General features: G+C 38.4%; 17 protein-coding genes. 7 read left to right on the top strand and 10 right to left on the bottom strand.

The features are described from left to right. Window positions 1-3: 3 nt before the first annotated feature. The 3 genes from lptF to SGI74_06450 are packed head-to-tail and all read right to left on the bottom strand — an operon-like array spanning window position 4 to window position 2,850. On the bottom strand, window positions 4-1,110 hold the full coding sequence (gene lptF, locus SGI74_06460; GenBank protein ID MDZ4677138.1) for an LPS export ABC transporter permease LptF: 1,107 nt from the start codon (window positions 1,108-1,110) through the stop codon (window positions 4-6). A gap of 10 nt (window positions 1,111-1,120) precedes the next feature. Continuing rightward, entirely contained in the window at window positions 1,121-1,969 is an 849-nt protein-coding gene (kdsA, locus tag SGI74_06455) for a 3-deoxy-8-phosphooctulonate synthase (GenBank protein ID MDZ4677137.1), read from the bottom strand. A 14-nt stretch (window positions 1,970-1,983) separates the two neighbouring features. Beyond that, window positions 1,984-2,850: a glycosyltransferase family 2 protein gene (locus SGI74_06450; GenBank protein ID MDZ4677136.1), complete on the bottom strand. Its 867-nt coding sequence runs from the start codon at window positions 2,848-2,850 to the stop codon at window positions 1,984-1,986. A 98-nt stretch (window positions 2,851-2,948) separates the two neighbouring features. Between SGI74_06450 and SGI74_06445 the strand changes: the two genes are divergently transcribed. Beyond that, on the top strand, window positions 2,949-3,632 hold the full coding sequence (locus tag SGI74_06445) for a hypothetical protein (GenBank protein MDZ4677135.1): 684 nt from the start codon (window positions 2,949-2,951) through the stop codon (window positions 3,630-3,632). Here SGI74_06445 and SGI74_06440 read toward each other — a convergent pair whose 3' ends face one another. Then, window positions 3,633-5,555 (bottom strand): response regulator, encoded by a 1,923-nt coding sequence (locus SGI74_06440; GenBank protein MDZ4677134.1) that lies wholly within the window; start codon window positions 5,553-5,555, stop codon window positions 3,633-3,635. Between the two features lie 155 nt (window positions 5,556-5,710). Here SGI74_06440 and trxA point away from each other — a divergent pair, with 155 nt between their 5' ends. After that, the gene (gene trxA, locus SGI74_06435) at window positions 5,711-6,037 is read left to right on the top strand and encodes a thioredoxin (protein MDZ4677133.1); all 327 of its coding nucleotides are present in this window, start codon (window positions 5,711-5,713) and stop codon (window positions 6,035-6,037) included. Here the strand turns inward: trxA and rodA are convergent. Genes rodA through mreC form a run of 4 tightly spaced genes read right to left on the bottom strand, consistent with a single transcriptional unit; the run spans window position 6,034 to window position 10,605 of the window. Continuing rightward, the gene (rodA, locus tag SGI74_06430) at window positions 6,034-7,152 is read right to left on the bottom strand and encodes a rod shape-determining protein RodA (protein MDZ4677132.1); all 1,119 of its coding nucleotides are present in this window, start codon (window positions 7,150-7,152) and stop codon (window positions 6,034-6,036) included. The genes trxA and rodA overlap by 4 nt on opposite strands. Continuing rightward, window positions 7,152-9,140 carry a penicillin-binding protein 2 gene (gene mrdA, locus SGI74_06425; GenBank protein ID MDZ4677131.1) on the bottom strand — a complete coding sequence of 663 codons (1,989 nt, stop codon included), beginning with the start codon at window positions 9,138-9,140 and terminating at the stop codon, window positions 7,152-7,154. Before mrdA ends, rodA begins: the two co-directional genes overlap by 1 nt. Then, window positions 9,137-9,664, bottom strand: a complete 528-nt coding sequence (locus SGI74_06420; GenBank protein MDZ4677130.1) for a hypothetical protein — start codon at window positions 9,662-9,664, stop codon at window positions 9,137-9,139. The genes mrdA and SGI74_06420 overlap by 4 nt, the downstream gene beginning before the upstream one ends. Then, a complete protein-coding gene (mreC, locus tag SGI74_06415; GenBank protein ID MDZ4677129.1) occupies window positions 9,661-10,605 on the bottom strand; it encodes a rod shape-determining protein MreC in 945 nt (314 codons plus the stop codon). The genes SGI74_06420 and mreC overlap by 4 nt, the downstream gene beginning before the upstream one ends. Window positions 10,606-10,747: 142 nt before the next feature. Here mreC and SGI74_06410 point away from each other — a divergent pair, with 142 nt between their 5' ends. The 5 genes from SGI74_06410 to SGI74_06390 all read left to right on the top strand — a co-directional run bounded on the left by SGI74_06410 (window position 10,748) and on the right by SGI74_06390 (window position 16,635). Next, window positions 10,748-12,253, top strand: a complete 1,506-nt coding sequence (locus SGI74_06410; protein MDZ4677128.1) for a SurA N-terminal domain-containing protein — start codon at window positions 10,748-10,750, stop codon at window positions 12,251-12,253. A 213-nt stretch (window positions 12,254-12,466) separates the two neighbouring features. After that, on the top strand, window positions 12,467-14,422 hold the full coding sequence (locus SGI74_06405) for a S8 family serine peptidase (GenBank protein ID MDZ4677127.1): 1,956 nt from the start codon (window positions 12,467-12,469) through the stop codon (window positions 14,420-14,422). 269 nt (window positions 14,423-14,691) lie between these two features. Then, complete coding sequence (locus SGI74_06400) at window positions 14,692-15,165, top strand: hypothetical protein (protein ID MDZ4677126.1); 474 nt, start codon at window positions 14,692-14,694, stop codon at window positions 15,163-15,165. A gap of 37 nt (window positions 15,166-15,202) precedes the next feature. After that, window positions 15,203-16,075, top strand: a complete 873-nt coding sequence (locus SGI74_06395) for a M12 family metallopeptidase (protein ID MDZ4677125.1) — start codon at window positions 15,203-15,205, stop codon at window positions 16,073-16,075. Between the two features lie 23 nt (window positions 16,076-16,098). Next, the gene (locus SGI74_06390; protein MDZ4677124.1) at window positions 16,099-16,635 is read left to right on the top strand and encodes a hypothetical protein; all 537 of its coding nucleotides are present in this window, start codon (window positions 16,099-16,101) and stop codon (window positions 16,633-16,635) included. Window positions 16,636-16,690: 55 nt separating this feature from the next. On the opposite strand, the gene SGI74_06385 is transcribed toward SGI74_06390, so the two are convergent. Further along, window positions 16,691-17,881, bottom strand: a complete 1,191-nt coding sequence (locus SGI74_06385; protein ID MDZ4677123.1) for a CotH kinase family protein — start codon at window positions 17,879-17,881, stop codon at window positions 16,691-16,693. A 307-nt stretch (window positions 17,882-18,188) separates the two neighbouring features. Further along, a complete protein-coding gene (locus tag SGI74_06380; GenBank protein MDZ4677122.1) occupies window positions 18,189-18,584 on the bottom strand; it encodes a hypothetical protein in 396 nt (131 codons plus the stop codon). Window positions 18,585-19,188 lie beyond the last annotated feature (604 nt).

Genomic DNA, 19,188 nt, shown 5'->3' with positions numbered 1-19,188 from the left:
CGATTACCAAGACCGCTTAACTGTCCATATACTTATGGTGCCGAAAATAAAATTGGCCATCCACATCGCAAGCCAAGCGGGGATAGTTCCATTTCGAGCAAGGCTTTCTCCAGAAATATATAAAACCCAATAACTCACCATAATGATGAGTGACACTACAAGGCCACTTGCTCTTACGGCTCGACGATTCGTGAATGTTCCAGCACCCACACCTAATATTCCAAATACGATGCAGGCAAATGCGAGTGCCCAACGCTTGTGGTATTCGGCAACAAGGACTCTATGTTCGCCTAAATCTTTTTTGGGATTTTTCATTTCGTCTCGTAGATCATTATAAGTATACGAGGGAGGGCTTTTTTCTCGCACGGCATCTGCTGCGGTATTTGTAAGGCTTATGTCATAGGCTTTAAAATCAACTTTCGTATAATTGTCATCACTTGTGCGATGAATATTTCCGCTTACTAATCTAAGTGTAACGCCTTTTCCTGGAAAGTTGGGGTCAGAGTCAATGAGTAAGCCTTCTTGGGCGATGACGGTGACAGGAACAGAGCCTTCTCTTTCATCGTAGATAAAAACTTTTTTAAGTCGCCCGTGTTTACTATCGACTTTATCGGCATACAAGACGAGATCAAAAAAACCTTCAGAAAAAACACCTTCTTGAATTGTTGCTGCAGCTTTAGTGTTTGCAAGACGTGTGAATAAAACTTCAAAACCTCGATTGCCCCAAGGAGCACCGTAAAAACTTACATATGCAGAAACTGCTGCGACGATCATGCCCAGTGCTACTGCGGGTACAAGGAGATGCCCCATGTGTAGACCTGATGCTTTAAATGCGACAATTTCACTATCGCTACTTAAACGCCCATAAGTGAGTAAGATACTAAAAAGTAAACTAATAGGAATACATGCGGGTAAAAAACTAATGGTCATGTAAGTAACAAGTTTGAGAATAGTTGCAAAGCCAACGCCGTGAATGATGATGAATTCACTCAAGCGCAAAACTTGAAACATCAACAATATGAAAATGAATACGATATTACCCAGCACAAAGCTGGGTACCATTTCCCAGAAAATATAGAGACCTGCATGCTGAGCGCGGTACAGGCTCATTTAGTTTCCTTTAAGGGCGTCCGATAGCCTTAGTTATTGCTAAACATTTCTTCATCAAGGGTTCAAGTAGATCTAGTTGAAGCATGGATGCTCCATCGCATAATGCTACTTTAGGATTAGGATGAGTTTCTAAGAAAAGACAATCTGCCCCTGCTGCAACAGCAGAGAGAGTAAGGTGTGGAACAAACTCAGGCTCACCACCTTTTGGATCAGCAGATGAAATTCCGTAAATGCGAATAATATGTGTGGAATCCATTACTACTGGTGCACCAAGATTTTGCATAATTGGAATACAACGAACATCATGAACTAATCTGTTGTAACCAAAACTAGCACCTCGCTCTGTAAGCAAAACATTTTTTGCACCAACGCTGCGAAGTTTGCCTAGCGGGCTTTTCATATTTTCAGGAGCTAAGAATTGTCCTTTTTTGACGTTTACGGCTTTACCGGTTTCACCGCAGGCTAAAACCAAACTTGTTTGCTGACAAAGATAAGCTGGTATTTGCAAAACATCTAAATACTCTGCAGCCAGTTGAACATCTTCTTGACGGTGAATATCACTTAAAACGGGAATGCCATAAGTGTCTCGTACTTTTTTAAGTATCTTGAGACCATCTTCAGCGCCAGGTCCTCGCCAATTTTTTTCAGAGCCGCGATTGTCTTTTTCATAACTGCTTTTAAAGATAAGTCCGATCCCTAAACGATCTGCGATATCGACAAGTTTTTTAGCCACATCCATGATCAGTTCTTCTGATTCCACAACGCAGGGGCCAGCGATCAGGGCTATTTCATGGCCTTTTCCAATTTTTACTGTTCCGCGTTTAGTTGTGAGTGAAAACTGTCTGTCTGCGATTTCCATTTAACAAGACTCCTTTATTGTTTGATCAATATATAATTTTTATGCTCACCGAATCGATGACCTGTGATTTTCTCAACCACATCGCTGAAAAAATTCTTATAGTCTTTCATATTCCAGTGGGCCACACCTTTTTTAAGGTTAAATTGCCAATCTTGAGCGGCCACAAGTTCTTTCATAACGGCAGGATGTGCACCTTTGAAATATCTTAGTCCGTAGCCACTCTTATACGCAAAATTATTGAATGCGTCATCGTATTTATTCCCATGCCACCAGCGAAACATATGTTTGTTCTTTTGGCCCATTGCTTCAGGTTTTTTTACCCATCCATAATGATAAACAGTGCCGCCACATGACTTGACCAAAGGCTTGCGGTTATTGACCTTAAAGCCCTGCGCATCGCCAAAACTACGAGCACCTGCGCTTCGTCTTACGATACGGACTTCATTGCGGTACCAATTGCGCGCTTGGGCTACGACTCCGTAAGAACCGTAGAAGTGGAGGTATTTGAAAAGTAGGCCTTCAACTTTAGCGTCGTTACGATATTTTTCTAATGATTTATAAATAGTTGCGAAATCTAGTTCATGAATTACTTCGTCTGCCTGAAGATAAAAACACCAATCTCCAAGGCATTTATCTAAGGCTTCATTGGTTTTTTCACTTAATATTAAACCGCCAACTGTTTTTGAAGTATCCCAGATTGAATCAAAAATTTTAATTTTAGGATCATTGATTTGATTAAGTAACTCACGGGTTTTATCATCACTTTGACCAAGGCCAATTACGAACTCATCAACCAGTGGCAAGATGGAGCGTATGGACTGGACAATAGGATAACCCATAATTTGGGCATTTCGAATGACGGTGAACCCACTTACTAACATGGGTTCTATCCTAACTTAATATAGAGATGCGTCAACAATTGTGTACAAAGCTATGGCTAGATAGAGTTGATCTCCATTATAATAATTGGGAGGGTAATATGAAACGCATTTTATTGGTTATAGAAGATTATAATGAATTATTGTTTCTTGAAACATTACTCAAAAAAGTAGGATTCGAAGTTGAGTCTATTCGCAACGAAGTAACACTTGCTGAACGCATGCTCGCCATCTCACCAGATCTTGTAGTTGCCACAGGAGATGGGCATAAAATAAATGGTGTCCGCGTTGGTAAAAAAGTTAAGAAAAAAGGAAATCACTCAAAACTTTTACTCCTATTTCCTCGAAATAAATTACAAAATCCTGATCTGCTGGATGCCTTTATCGCTGATGCCGCAGTTGAAACGCCATTAAATCCAAGAACGATTATTACATCTGTAAGTCAACTTTTGGAGGTTGATCTTGCTGCCATAATGGTAAAGTTTGATAAACTTTCAATAAGCAAAGATTCAAGTGCAGATAATTTGCAACACATCACAGGTAAAAAAGAAAAACACGTATCGACATCAGAAAGTAATCATACTTTGCATCCTGAATCAGATCAGCTACGAGTGCAAAAATACGCCCAGTTTTTAAAAGAAGCTCCAACCTCCAATCTTAATGGATTCCCTCACAATAAAGTTCAAGAAGAGTTGTCAAGCATACGTCAGTATGAAAAAAGCACAGATCTCACTCTGCTTGAGCAAGAGCGAAAAAACTTTGTTTTAAAATTATTTAAAAAATAATTATTTTTTCTTAAAGAAATTTCCGACAACTGATGTGATGTCACCACTGAGAAGATCAACCTTTTCATTGTTTTTCTTTATTTCAATAAAGCGTAAAACGCGCTCTGCTTCTGTAAATTTAGGATTTAGTGAAAGTGCATGTAAAACGTTTTTCTTTGCAGCTCCATCTTCACCCATGATGTGCTGAAAAAGCCCTTTTACGAAATAATAAGTAAAATTGTGTCTATCTTCGGGTGGAATTTTATTAAGGGTGTTTTCAACGTACATGAGCTGTTCTTCGTTATTTGGCTGATTGATCATGCTCATTATTTTCGCCCATGCCAAATGAATAAGTAGTTCACTCGTAGGAGGTCTGAGTCTGATGGCTTCTTCAAATCTTTCTTGCGCCTTTGTAGCTAGGCCTGATTTTAGAAGTGTTTTACCCTCTTCAAGTAAAGCTTCTGCTTGAAGAATAGTTTCGGCTCGACCCATTTCAATTTCTTTTACATGAACAGCCTTTTTTTGCTCATTTGAAAGTATGTCGTAAGCCTTAGTCATTTGACCAAATACTTTTTGCGCAAGATCTTTGAGTTGAGGACTTGCACTTCCAGATAATTTATCAGGGTGAAATATTTTGGCTAATTCGTGGTAAGTTTTTTTAATATCTGTGGCTTTAGCATTTCTATTTACACCAAGGGTTGCAAAAAAATCTTGATTTTGCATTTCATTATAAAGTTTTTGCAAACGTGCAAGTTGAGCTGTTTCATCGATGGCTCTGACTTCACGTTTGAGTCTTATGTGATCAATCAAAATGAGTAAGTGAAATACTTGATAAATAAGATCTTCTTTGTACTGAGCTTGGGCCAAAACCTGACCCAGTGAAGCGCCTTTATCAAATTGGCTAATCATGGCTGGAACGTTTTTCAAAGGAGGTAAATTCCAAATACGCCGATGTGGTGAACTGGTTTGACTACGCACAGTGGGAGAGTTGATCCATTGAAGATAGCGTTGTTCAAGCCAAGAAACTTGAATCTTACTGTTGATCCAATCGATTAAAAACGAAGAGAGACCTTCAACATCAAGACTTGCTGGGCTTGCCTCTGAGGTTTTATCACTAACACTAATTTTATAAGAGGTGTCTTTGATTATTTTAGAAAGTCTAATTGCAGTTTGTTCTGCATTAATTAAATTAATAACATGCGGTGATAGTAGATTTAAATCTACAAGGCGCTCGCCAACTCGCTTTGGCGATTGTAATTTTAAAGCCGCATCTAATTGTTCAGATGTGAGATATTCCCCTTCGATAAGCAAAGCTCCAAAGTATGATTCAGGATTTTGCATTTCTATTTGAACAATTTTGCCTTGGTTAAAAGAAATAGACGCTTTCTCTTTTTCATTTTGAAACTGTAAAGTGACTTTAATTCCTTGAATCATCATCAGGCTGCATATCCAAGGAATATCAAAAGCATCTATGATTCCTAGTTGTGAAATAAGTGCTGTTCTTTCTGCCGGGCTAAATGAGCCCGTCATCAAACTTTCAAGTGGTGATTCTTGCTTATTCGCAAATTTTTCAAGAGTTGTATTAATGAGCGCTGATAATTCTTCAATATTAAATGGTTTAGTAAAAAATGCGATAGCCCCCGTTTTTAAAACAGAATCTTTGATAAAACCCTTATCTTTGTAAATTCCACTCATAAGAATAATGGGGGTTTCTTTTGCGCCGTCAGATCTTAATTTTACTGCCAAATCTACACCTGGCATTTTAGGTAAAAGACAATCCACGATGATAAGATGTGCGCCTTGAATGCGGTATTGATTTTGAGCTTCAGTAGGGTTGGGGCATAAAACAGGCTGGTACCCAAGTTTCTTGACCATTTCGACCAGAGCTTTACCCAAGGTGATATCATCTTCTACAATGAAAACGCGTATTTCCGATTTATCCAAAGATGCTTTTACCTCCTCCTTAATACTCCCTTGTGGACCTATATGATGTCAAGATTGCCCCCTTGCCAAAGTGGCTTATCGTGACTACATTAAGTGCATAATCTAATTATGCAGCTAGTTTTCGAGTTTAACGTTTTAAATTGAGTGAGGAATTTATGGGAGCCAATACAACTGTAGTAACAGACGCCACTTTCGAGTCTGAAGTATTAAAGTCAAATGTGCCAGTACTTGTCGATTTTTGGGCTGAATGGTGCGCACCATGTCGTGCACTTGCTCCAACTTTGGAAGACGTAGCTGCGCAATATAAAGATCAAATCAAAGTTGTGAAAATAAACATCGACGAAAACCCTGAGGTGCCTACTCAATTTGGCGTTCGTAGTATCCCGACTTTGATCTTGTTTAAAGCTGGTCAACAGATTGATCAATCTTTAGGAAATATTCCCAAAGCTCAAGTTGTTTCACTTGTTCAAAAAGCGCTCTAAAAAAGAAATCTTCGTAAAGAAACACTCGATACTATTCCTAAGCAAACCATGATGGTGAGAAGACTTGATCCACCGTAGCTAATGAGTGGAAGCGGAATACCAACAATGGGGAGTAGACCTGTGGTCATCCCCACGTTTATAAATACATGCCAAAATAAAACGGCCATCAGGCCTATGACTAAGAGTACTCCGAATTTGTCTTTCGCTTGGCTTGCAATCCTAACTCCCATTAAAAAAAGCAGGCTAAATAATCCAAGTGTTGTGATGCTTCCTACAAAACCGTGTTCTTCAGAGAGTACACTAAAGATAAAATCAGTGTGTCTTTCGGGTAAAAATTCAAGCTGACTTTGAGTGCCCTTTCTAAATCCTTTGCCAATGACTTTGCCTGATCCAACTGCAATTTTTGATTGAATGCTATTATATCCAGCTCCACGTGGGTCACGATTAGGTTCGATAAATGTGAGGACCCTATTTTTCTGATATTCCTTGAGTGAATATTTCCAAGCTAAAGGCAGTGCTATGCAAAGTATCAGTCCCGCGACGAGTAATACCCGTTTTTGCACTTTTACAAATACGAACATCGTAAAAATAATTCCCATTAAAAGCATCCCTGTTCCCAAATCAGGTTGTTTGATCACAAGAAGTGCTGGGATCATCACAAGTGTCGCTGGGACTATTAATTCCTTAAGGGTATGCCCTTCGGGCCGTGCGTGTGTATGGAAATATCTTGCTATAACAAAAACCATAATGGGCTTCATGGTTTCTGACGGCTGATAATGAACGGGGCCAAGATCAATCCAGCGCTGTCCGCCAAGGACTGTATGGCCGATAATAAAAACTAAAACTAATAGACATAAATTAATACCGTAAAGCGGATAAGCAAGTTGTAAGAATATTCTATAATCAATAAAGGTAATTGCAGCATAGATGATCCAAGCAGCTCCTAAATACATTAACTGCGCCCAAAATAAATTTGAACCCCCACCTCGAGTATTTGGCCCGTGTGTGGCTGAGTAAAGATTTATAAGGCCTATAAGATTAAGGGCTAAAATCACAAGTGCAAGATTGTAATCTACTTTTCTTATTGTTGTTCTTTCTTGAACTTGTAACGCCATTATTGAGCCTCTTTCGCGGGAACTACGATTTTGCCTGCTTTTTTCATTTTCTCATCATAAGTTTTTAAATATTCAGGGGCATATTTTCTAAAATAGGCGAGCATCATGTCTTTAACGATGGGCCCTGCTGTTGTGCCATGACATCCATGTTCAACATGTACTGCAACGGCAAACTTGGGTTTGTCTTTTGGAGCAAAAGCAACAAGCCAACCGTTGTTTCGTTGTTTTAGTTCTCTTGCTTCACATTTTGCAAATACTTGTTCTTTGGTAAATGTAAACAACTGCACTGTTCCTGTTTTACCTGCGATCTCTAACCCTGGGATCTTAAACGCTTGTGCTGTACCGTGATCTCCCTGAAAAACTCTACTCAAACCAGTTTTTACAATTTCAAAATTTTCTAGACTAATTACAGCGTCGTTGCCATCTTCAGTGCTTTGAACATTGCGAATTGTTTTGGATCCAAATTCTTGTCTGGAATTGCCATCAATGTCTTGAATTTTTTTAATGATGTAAGGTCTGTTTACTAATCCGTCTAGGCCAATAGCAGAATATATGGTGACCATCTGTAGTGGGGTGAGCAGCATAAATCCTTGGCCGATTGCATTTGAAAGATTCTCGCCAGGTTGCCATTCTTCGCCTAAAGTTTTTTTCTTCCAATCAGTATCTGGTACAAGACCAGAGCGTTCGTTATCTAGTAATATTCCAGTGCGAGTGCCCATGCCTAATTTTCGTGCATACTTTGCAATGCGATCAATCCCAAGTTGAAGTCCCACATGATAGAAAAATACGTCACATGAGCTTTCAAGAGCTTGAAAAACATTAACGCGCCCATGACCATGTTTTTTCCAGCAGTGATAATCTCTGCGTCCAAACTTCATAAATCCGCCACAGTGATATGACGAATTAATAGTAATTACTTTTTCTTGAAGTGCCGCTAAAGCGACAATCGCTTTAAAAGTACTCCCAGGAGGAAAGTGATCTTGGATAACCTTATTTCTTAAAGGCTTAAACGGATCATTTACAAGTTGGGCCCAAATATCTGGGGGGATACCCGTAGAAAAATGATTTGGATCAAAAGACGGAGCATTCAGGAGAGATAGTATTTCACCCGTGTTGGGATCAATAGCTACAACACTTCCAATTTGTTTGTTACGTTTCATTGATTCATAGGCTGTGGCTTGTAAATCTTTATCGATAGTGAGAACAAGATTTCTTCCAGGAATAGAATCCGTACTTTCTGGATATCCTGTTAATATTAAATCTCGACCTACCGCAACTTCTCGTTCTCTCGCATCAACAGAAACAAACCGTTCTCCATCAACGCCGCGAATTTCAGCATCCCACCGTTTTTCTAATCCTGATTTTCCAATCACATCCCCTGATCTAAGTTTGTTATCGGGTGTACGAGATGCGTTAAGTACAGGGAGTTCTTCTTTACTGATCTCACCCGTATATCCGAAAATTTGAGCGCCATTATCACTCAAAAGATAGTTACGCTTAATTCCCATAACGACTTTGAGACCTGGGGTATCAAACTTGAGGCGTTCAACCATGGCAACTTCATCACGACTTACGTTTTCTTTAATAGCAACGGGTTTAAAAATACCATTTTGTTTTCTGCTGGATTTTACTTTATCAATGATGCCTTCTTTTTTGATTTTTAAAATTACCGAAAGTTCTTGAGAAGTTTTATCAAGCGAAATGAGATACTGCGGTGTCAATGTCACATTGAATGTTGGAAGATTATCAACCAAAATTTGGCCATCACGATCTAATAACATTCCGCGAGGTGCTTGAATTTTTTGTTCTTTAATTTGATTTTTTTCACTAAATCTTTTGAGTTCACTGCCTCTGATTATTTGAAGATACCACAACCTTCCTATTAAGATGATGAATGTGACGATGATTGCACCATACACAAACGGATACCTCTCTTGGTATTCTTTTACATCTTCGCTATTTTCTATCCAGTCATTTGGTGGCGTCATGAATTTAGCTCAATGATTGTGAGTCGTTTTGTTTGTCGATCAAGCCAAATGAAAATCACATACAGGAGTCTGACAAAAAGTGAAGTAATTAAAACCTCAAGCACCCAATCAAGAACATGTGCATGGGGTGGATTTGTTTCAAAAATTTCTGCAGTCAACCAACTGATCAAGTGAAAGCCAAAGATTGCTCCAAGGGCAGTCCATGTGAAATGCACGGGGCTTGAAGAATAAATTCTGGTTCGAACAGTTCTTAATGCTAAAAACATGCAAATCGCAGAAAATACACTCACACTTTGCAGCATGTTTGACATCAGCCCAATGCTGAAAAATGCCACAATAGAAAATAACAGTGCTTCAGTTGGACTTCTGTAAAGACAGATGTAAGTAAAAATCACAATGACAACTTGAATAGTCGCGCGCCAACCGATGAGCCAATGTAAAAGGCTACTTTGCACAGAAGCTGCCATCAACACGAGTAGTAGAAATAATGTGAAATTAGTTATTACCCATGATGTTCGATTCATTGAGTTGGCTTGGCCTTTACTGGGACTTTATCAATAGTTTTTTCTACCGGTTTATCAGATGGCTTTTCAGCTAATTTATCAGCATCGGTATCAGTAGGTGTTAATTTTGATTCGCGTATATCAGGAGCAATGACGATGAATACTTCTTCAAGTCGGTTTGTATCTACAACTGGGCGCATCTCAACGTTTTGAGTAACACCATAATTTTTCTTACTCACTTTTGTAACAAGGCCTACAGGAAATCCTTTTGGAAATATCCCATCAAAACCACTTGTAATGACGAGATCACCAATTTGAACATCGTCTGTTCTCTGAAGGTATTTAATGCGACAAAGATCTCGACCAATTCCCTCTGAAATCCCACGAGCTCGCGTACGCTGTACGAGTACATCAATTACGGCATTTTGATCTGTAAGGGCCAATACGGTAGCATATTTTGCGCTGCTATTAAGTATATAACCCACAGCACCTTCTCTGGTGATGACGGCCATGCCTTTTATTATTCCGTGATCTGAGCCTTTATTAATATTAAGGGAGCTGTATTCTCCCCAAAGATCAACGCCAATGACCTGTGCCCCTAAGAGGTTATTGGGGGATTCTTCTTGGAATTGGAGTTGTTGTTTTAATCGAGAGTTCTCAAGCTTTACCTCTACAACTTGTGCGAGATCTTGTTTGAGTTTAAGAACTTCTTCTTTTGAAACGCGATTTTCAGTTTTGATGTTTACGAGATTTAAATAATGACTTGTAGTATGTGACACGCCCAACGCAAACTTAGAAAAAAATTCTTGAGTGGGGTGAACAATCCATAAAACGGGCTGTTCATACCACCTGGGGCCGGTATCTGAATCTCGTCTTTCAAGATTTACTGAAATCAGAGGAAGAGCTAGAATAAGTATAACTAAAAGCAGTTTTTTTAAATCTAACTCAAAGAATCCGAACATTGAATCTCTTCTCCACGCCCTAAATCAATGATGTACCCTAATATATAACAAACTCTCATCTCAGCTACCATTAAATTTGCCTTGATATTCCGGTCGTTGTGAAGTGAAATGCAGCCATCAATTGACCCTGCTTGGAGGTTTTATGATTGGCTTTTGGCGAAAGCATACAAAAAGTTTTGTTATTCACTTGGTCTTTTGGCCAATCATTGCCGTTTTTATCATCTGGGGTTTTGAAAAATCAGATAATGATGGGGTAGGTGGAGCGGCTGCGGTCGTTAATGGTAAAACCATCACGGTCGCCGAATATCGCAATGCGTTGCAGCGTATGATCGATTTCTATTCGCAAATGATGCAAGGCAATTTCGATGAAAATGCTCAGCGCCAATATCGTGTGAAAGAAGCTGCCTTACGACAACTTATCAATAGTGAGTTGGTAACACAGCAAGCTCATAAAATTGGGCTTCAAGTCACAGATGCTGAAGTCCGAAGATCTATTACTGAAATTCCTATGCTTCAAAAAGATGGCAGATTTTCTAGAGAAAATTATGATTCACTTTTGAAATACTACCGTATGTCAGCTTCTCAATTCGAAGATAACCTTCGTAAAGAAGCATTGATTGAAAAAACACGTAGGCTCTTTGAAAAGTCATTAAATCCAAGTCAATCGGAGCTGGATAAAGAAAAAACGTTGAGTGCGCAAAAGATGAATTTAGAATTTTTGCGATTAGAAAAAGAGCAATTGGCAGGTAATGTTTCTGCAACTGATGCTGAGGTTGAGAGTTTCGTTAAAGATGCGGAAAATCAAAATCAGTTAAAAGAATATTTTGATCTTCATAAATCTGAGTTCTCGCATCCTGAACAAATACGAGCTCGTCATATATTAGTAAAAGCTGATCGCGGTAATAAGGTGGCCCAAACCCAAGCTTTAGAAAAGATCGCAAAAATTAAAGAAGAACTCAACAAATCTTCATTTGAAAGCCTTGCGAAAAAATACAGCGATGATCCAGGCTCAAAAAACAAAGGTGGAGACTTAGATTGGTTTGATAAAGGTCGGATGGTTCCAGAGTTTGAGAAAGTGGCATTTGAATCACCAATCGGAAAAATCTCTGAACCTGTTCAAACTAACTTTGGTTATCACTTCATTAAAGTTGAAGGTAAAAAAGCAGCCGAAAGCACTCCATTTGATGTCGCACGAGTCACTATTGCTAAAAAACTTGTAGCACAAAAGAAAATAGAAAAAGCATTAGCAGATGCAGATAAGAAAATTGCAAACGACCCTAACGGTGCACTTAAAGAATTAGAGAGTATAACTAAGGGAGTTAAATGGGAACAAACTGGTACATTTTCATTTAGCGATGATCGAATCCCAAAAATCGGTGAGTATGACGAGGTAGTGAACGCTGCTTTTTCATTAACTCCTCAAAAACCTGTGTTTCCAAAACTTATTCAAGTGGGAAGTGCTGTGTATGTTTTGCGCTACAAAAATGTAGATAGCAAAGCTTTGCCAGTCGCAGAACCCCCTATGATGGGTGGAAATTCTAAAGATCTTGGTCGAAACGTGTACACGGCTTGGACTTCGAAGCTTGTGGAAAAAGCTAAGATTAAGCCTAACCCTCAGATCTTTGCCGAGGATGCACAAGCTCCTTAAAGCGAGTCGAATTCTTGAAGAGTTAAAGCTATTTAAACTGTCAAACCCTAAGGCATGTTAGCTTGTTTCACAGTTTTGATAAGGCATTGATTTGATTATTGAATATTAAATCAAAATTGTTTTTTGACTATAATTTGGTCAATCTAAAACACCTGATTAACAATTTAAAAACATGTTAAATATCTGATTATATTAACTTAAACTAAGTTTGATGTGCTTGGCTTTGCCCTTGCTTTAGTAACCCCTAAGGGAAGTGATCCTGGGGGGGAAGCTATACTTTCGCGTACGTTGGTTTTCAGTATTATTATATGTTTTCTAGGTTCATCTGAGGCTTTATCTCAGCCCAATAAACCTACGCGCTATCGTGCATCTGAAATCATCGTTAAATTAAAAGATCCAAATCGTAGTTCATACGGCTCGGCGCAAAGTGCAAAACCTCTCTCAATGAAATTTCAAAGTGATTTTAAAAACAAAGTCAATCGTCAGCATCGCATGCGCGCCCTTGAGTCGTGGGACAATATAAACATGCATCATATGAAAATTGATGATCCAGGCAAAACAGTAGAGCAAAGCATTCAAGAAATTTCAGCACTCGAAGAAGTAGAATACGCAGAGCCAAACTACATTGTAGATAAGTTTGAAGAAGACGCTCCTGCAAGTTCAGCTTACTCGCTAGCACAAGTACTTTCGTTTATTGGATTCAGTTTTGGTATGACATCCGCTGCCATACAAGCAACTCCAACGTGGCCCATAATTACAGGAACTCAATCTTCAATTGTAGCCGTTATCGATACGGGGGTTGATTATACTCACACTTCATTTACGAATGCGATTTGGTCAAATACTGCTGAAGTAAACGGTGTGGGTGGTGTTGATGACGATCGTAATGGTTTTGTAGATGATATTCGTGGATGGAACTTTGCTTACAACAATAACAATCCCTATGATGATGAAGGTCACGGTACACACGTAGCTGGCATTGTACTTGGTGTAAGTGAAAATATATTTACAATACCTGCATCAGCGACAAAAATTCAAATCATGCCATTGAAATTTTTAGATAGCACGGGTTCAGGCACAACAGCTGATGCTATTAAAGCAATTTACTACGCAGCTAATAATGGTGCGCGGGTGATGAATAATTCATGGGGCGGCGGTGGATATAGTATTGCACTCGCCGAGGCTATAACTTATTCGTACTATAAAGATGTCGTATTTGTTGTTGCTGCTGGAAATGCAAATAACAATAACGATTCAGCTCCAACGTATCCTGCAAGTTATGAAATTCCAAACGTAGTGTCAGTTGCCGCTTCTGATGATAATGATACACGCGCTAACTTTAGTAACTTTGGAACAAAATTAGTTCATTTAAGTTCACCTGGAGTTGGTATTTTAAGTACATATCCTGGTAATTTATTTGCGTACTTATCAGGTACCAGCATGGCAGCGCCATTTGTTGCAGGTGTAGCTGGCATGATGCGTGTGGAATCTCCTGTAATGAATTGCTTTCAAGTAAAGAGTCTTGTTTTGGCGACTGTTGATCCAAAAAGTAATCTTGCTCCTTATGTGCAAACATCCGGACGCTTAAATGTTTATAATGCGGTAAATGCAGCAAAAAACACTGCAGTGAGTTCGTACAAACCAAATTTTATGCTTACTGTAAATCCTGCTGATCGCGGTCTTGCAAGTTCTATTGCAAGTCGTGGTGGCGGTTGTGGTTTAGTTTCAGTAGTGGGAAAAAACATTGTTGATAAAAATATCGGCCCACAAGATCGCGTTAAGCAAGTTGTTATAACTTTAGCGATGTTACTGTTACCATTAGTTCTAATTTCTGCTTTGAGAACACCTGAAAAAGCAAGTAATCGTCGACGCTTTGACCGCTACGCAATTAATAGTTCTGTCACACTTAAACTTGGCGACAAAGAACTTGTAGGCGCAATCAAAACTATCTCTGTCGGTGGTTCTGAGATCAATGCCGATGCGATGCTCAAGCAGGGAAGTGTTGTCACTATGTCTATTGCGAGCCCCGATGGAAAAACAAAAATTGATGTTCAAGGACATATCGTTTGGAGCGAACAAGAAAAACGATACGGCGTTCAATTCAACGAAGTCGCTGATACAGTAAAAGCTCAAATTGTTCAGTGGTCTCGCGTTCTCACTAAGGTTTAAAATTAAAATTTAGCATTACTGCCGCTCTTTGATCCTAAGAGCGGCTTTTTTCGCGCCCAAAAGCGGCACACCTTAAGATTTTTTCATAATCATCTAAATATATAAAAACAGGCCATTATTAAGTGGTGTCGTTAATAAGTGGTTAAACACTTACCAAAAGCTCCTCTGAAAGCACAAGGCATCTCAAATATAATAACATCTGGCGCCCCTAGTTTGCGGCATGCTCTATGCTTTAGTAGTGTGCAGCGAAAGGAATTTTTCTGAGCACTATGAAGACGACATACTTAAAGACATTATTTGTTGCACTGGCATTAACGGCAGTAACTTCGGTTATTAACTGTGCTCCTGCAGAATTCACACAAGTTCCAAAACCAACTGGGGGGCTCGAACCTACACATTGCCCTGGTTACAATCCAGATCCTCAAGGTTGTTTGAAATCACGCTGTGAAGGCGGCGTCGCGAATCCACGTGTGTATCTCACCTGGTGTTCATATTCAGATGCCAATTCAAATAGTTTGCAAAAAGGTGATTCAGATCTAAATGATCCAAATAAATTTTGGGGCTGGGTAGCACCGAATTCGAATAATACAGGCAGTGACTTTACATCTGATCAAAGAGATTACACCGATTATGCTGTCTCAGCTGGAAATACGTATTCTTATCGTGCAAAGTTTCGCGCTGAAACATCTTCAAATGAATCTATAATTACACTTCCAATCGACAGTTGTACTTGCGGTTCATAAACAATTTTCGTCTTCCCCTGTTTATGGGATGGTGCATATGAAAACGATGGCTAATTACTTTTTAATTCTAGCTTTAATTATTTCATCTGTTAGTTCGGGATCTGAAGTCTTAAGTGCAATTGATGCTACGGGTATTAGCTTGCAAAGCAATCAAGTCATCAATGGTGATATGGTTGTAACATTAGAAGAAATGTCTATTTCTGACATATTAAAAACTCAAGCCGCCATACCCTCTGTCCTAAGCAATAGCATGCTTCATACTTATTCAGTTTCAATACGCAAATGGCCTAATGGAATAATACCTGTAGTTTTTGAAGAAGATGTCACTGTAGATGAAAAGAAAATATTTTTTAGTGCCTGTGCAGAGTGGGCCCAGATGGGAACCGTGAGCTGCATAGATTATACAGACAATATGTCAGGACTTGTGCAATCAAACCTTAGTTATCTAATCGTTTCAAAACGTTTGGGGGGCTGTTGGTCTTATCTAGGCGCAGGTGAACCAGGTGTTGCTCATCGAATGAATTTGGCACCTGGTGGCTATTGTTTTAGCCACAGGACCGTTTTGCATGAACTTGGTCATGCTTTTGGCTTTATTCATGAGCACCAGAGACAAGAACGTACACAATACATTGATATGATTGAGTCAAATATAGATCCTGAAATGAGTTCGCAGTTTGATACTATGCTTGTAAAATTTGAAAAACCAACTTATGACTTTCTATCAATTATGCATTATTCAATTTGGTCAGGTGCAAAAAAATACGGCTTACATACCATGAAAGTTAGGCCTGAGTATGCTGAGTTTAATGATGTTATCGGCCAAGGTGATGGATTAAGTAGTGAAGATAGAAATGCAATTTTAAATTTTTATCATCCACGAAGTAAATCCTCACAAAGAGATCAGAACTAACAATATTTACCAAGGAGTTGTTTATGTTTCGGCTTTTGATTGTTTCAGTTTTGTGTGTACTTAGTTTCAAAGTACAAGCCTCAGATGTTAAACTTTTTGCTATTAAGCTCACCATTAATCATACTGGATTTAGCCATGAAAATGGTTCTCCAGTGATTGAAACTTTTTCTTGTAAACTTAATGATTTATCTATTCAAGATTACGATCAACAAGGATGGGACGATGGTGCTACAGATTGGAAATCAATACATATACTTCGATACAATTGTTCCAATGCAATAACTGGCAATTTTGAAATAAATTTTGAAGATCGAAAACAACATTATAGAGGTATATCAACTCCCGATCATATGATTAGTAGTGAATTAAATGGGAAGATTGATAGTCAACGTACATTAAATGCTTCGGGAATTTCTTCTCGGATTTTATATGATAATTTATTTTTAAACAAACTCACTAAGCTTTGCTCAACAAGTGGTTATGTCGCACAAGCGATTCAAATTGAAAATAACCATGTAACAGTTTGTGTTGAAAAGCCAGGTACAAACCTCCGCAGATAAAAAAGAAAAAAGGGGAGTTATGCCTATGGGTTTAATTGATCCCTATTAAAATTTTTTATTTGTGCGAGTAATACTCTAACTTTTTAAGTGTTTTAACTCTACGTTTTGAGAGTTCACGAATTCTTTGATCAATAAGATCTAAAATGTAATTCTTTGTGTATACGCCTACTTTGGGCTTATCCAAAACTGATGCGTCCAAAATTCTTTGTACATCCAAATAGGGGCTGATTTCTTCCCGTACCATTTTATAATTTACGACGGTTGAATTATCAGTAATTTCAGTGGTTAAAAGGTTGAAAAGAATATTTCTGAATTTCTGATTTAGAACATCGTCTTTAGCTATCTTTTTATCGATGGAATCTTCAACGGAATATACTAAAGATGATTTAATCAGTTCGCTATTCCAGATGTTTTGAATACTTAAATGAGAACTTAAAAAGAGATCTTCAAAATCCCACCCTGCAATATCAAAGTAAATTTTATCACTGCCATCTGGATTTGGAACTGCAAAGATGAAAAGCTCGTCTGTAAAATCACCGTTTTTTAAATAGTAATTTAAAGCGAGCCATTGCATGTAGTGATCAATGTTCATTTTCTGTTTTAAGAAGTTATAAAGATCTTCGCCTTTATAAGTTTTAAGGTTTGAATAAATTTCTTCGTATGCTTGAACAAACTCTTCTTGTGTGTGGGTTTTTTGTTTTTTATTATAATATTTTACTTCAATGACGTGTTTGAAGCCTCTTCTTGCAATAAAGGGTGTATTTGTTGCTTTGATTAGCGCTTTCTCGGGGTTTTCCATAAGCAAATAGAGACCTTGAGATTTTTTATTGATAAAAAGTTCTACATAGAGAGTGGTGGAGTGAAAAAGTTTTAGTTCTTCGAGAAAAAGACTGCCAACTTTTGTATTGATATAGCCATTGTCGCTCGTAAGACTTGTTAATATAAATGCCTTTCCTGATATCATTTTCCCATAAGGTGCACGCATAGCTATGTGGGTGTCGGTGCTAAATCCTAAGCATTTTCGGGCAGGGCGTACGCAATGTTCTCCGCGTGTATGAAGTTTTGCCTCAGTCCATTCACCTTCATTGAATTTTACTCGGGGAGTGTCAAAATCATAGCGTTGTTTAAGAGTGACATAGCCAGAATCTTTATTTTTGATTTCAATATGAATTTGGTTTGGAACATCAGCAGCAAATATTGGCTGAAGAAAAAAGAATACGACGATAATAAAAATATTTTTTAACATAAAATCCCAACTCCTTAGTTTAATCTTGAGTTGATGTAATGTTTTTTAAAATTAATTACAATGAATATGAAGAAAATCTCAGATAAAAAGTGAGTAAATTATTTTAATAGTGTGTAAATTATTTTAATTTAGAAATTATTCATATTTCATTCATCATTTCCTGTAAATACTTCCGTACTACGTAGAGTAATGACCCATTAAATTTTTTTTATTGTATAGTTTGTTATTATAAATAAAAAATATTTAATCTTTTCCAAGTTGGATTTTGAGAATTCAAAAGTTCTGGGCTTTAGGTAAAGGGTGGAAATTATCTTGTCGATCCTCGAGAGGGAGCAACATCTTCTGCCCTTTTATAGTTTCTAATTTGAGGCAAATTGCCTTTACCTGACATTGAGTTTAACTCACTAAATTCGCTATAACAGGATCTAATGCTTTTTGTATCTTCGTCGATGCATTTGGCCACCTCGGGACTTGAATCTCTTGGGTCGTGATAACGTCCATTATAACTTTCCTGCTTCAGGATCCCTAAATTACACAATGCTATTACTTTCCAATTTCCCGGACCCCAACCTCCAGAAAAATGTCGAGCAACATGATAGGTTTTGCTGTCAGAGCAGCTAAATGTATCTCTTTGAATGTACATAACAGAGGCCTGCGCAATCGATGAAATGGCCAAAACTAATGAGAACAAAAGTATTTTCATAAAATCTCTCCCTTTTCACCAAATATTCTGCAAAAGAAGGGCCGTTTAATGAGCACGTTAATTTCACCTGAAGTTCATTTAACGACCACATTTTATGCAGCTGTATAGATTCAATCAGCTTTGAGCTTCTCCGGAGGGTGTCTGGAAAGTCATGAAAGCTTCTCCGGAGGAGCGATTCGTCCTAAAAGAAGTTGTGTCATTGATAAATAGATCATCGCAACGCTGTTTATAGATGTTTTTTTAAGCAGCTAAAGCTCTAATCACTGCCGAAATCGTTGAAAGCTCTGGATTGAATTCCTTTTTTGGATCAATCAAATCGTAGAGAGTTCTACGGCCAATGCCTGCTTTTTTGCGATCTTCACTTTGTTTGCCACCACCAGAACACTGAAGCTTTTAGAATCAGCGCCCAAAGAACAGCAGCGGGAGATTTTCTCTAATGTCATTCAATTGTATCGATTGGTGCCTCCGGGGAGAATCGAACTCCCACACCCGTGAAGGTACTGGATTTTGAGTCCAGCGCGTCTACCAGTTGCCTCTTTATTCCCTAGAATTGTCCTGTCCCACGTAGTTTGACCGGTTTTAGGGGGGGCAAATCCCACCTAAG

The sequence above is a fragment of the Oligoflexia bacterium genome (genome assembly GCA_034439615.1).
GTDB lineage: Bacteria > Bdellovibrionota > Bdellovibrionia > JABDDW01 > JABDDW01 > JAWXAT01.
The sequence above is the reverse complement of the archived record's forward strand: the minus strand, read 5'-3'. Positions and strand labels throughout refer to the sequence as shown.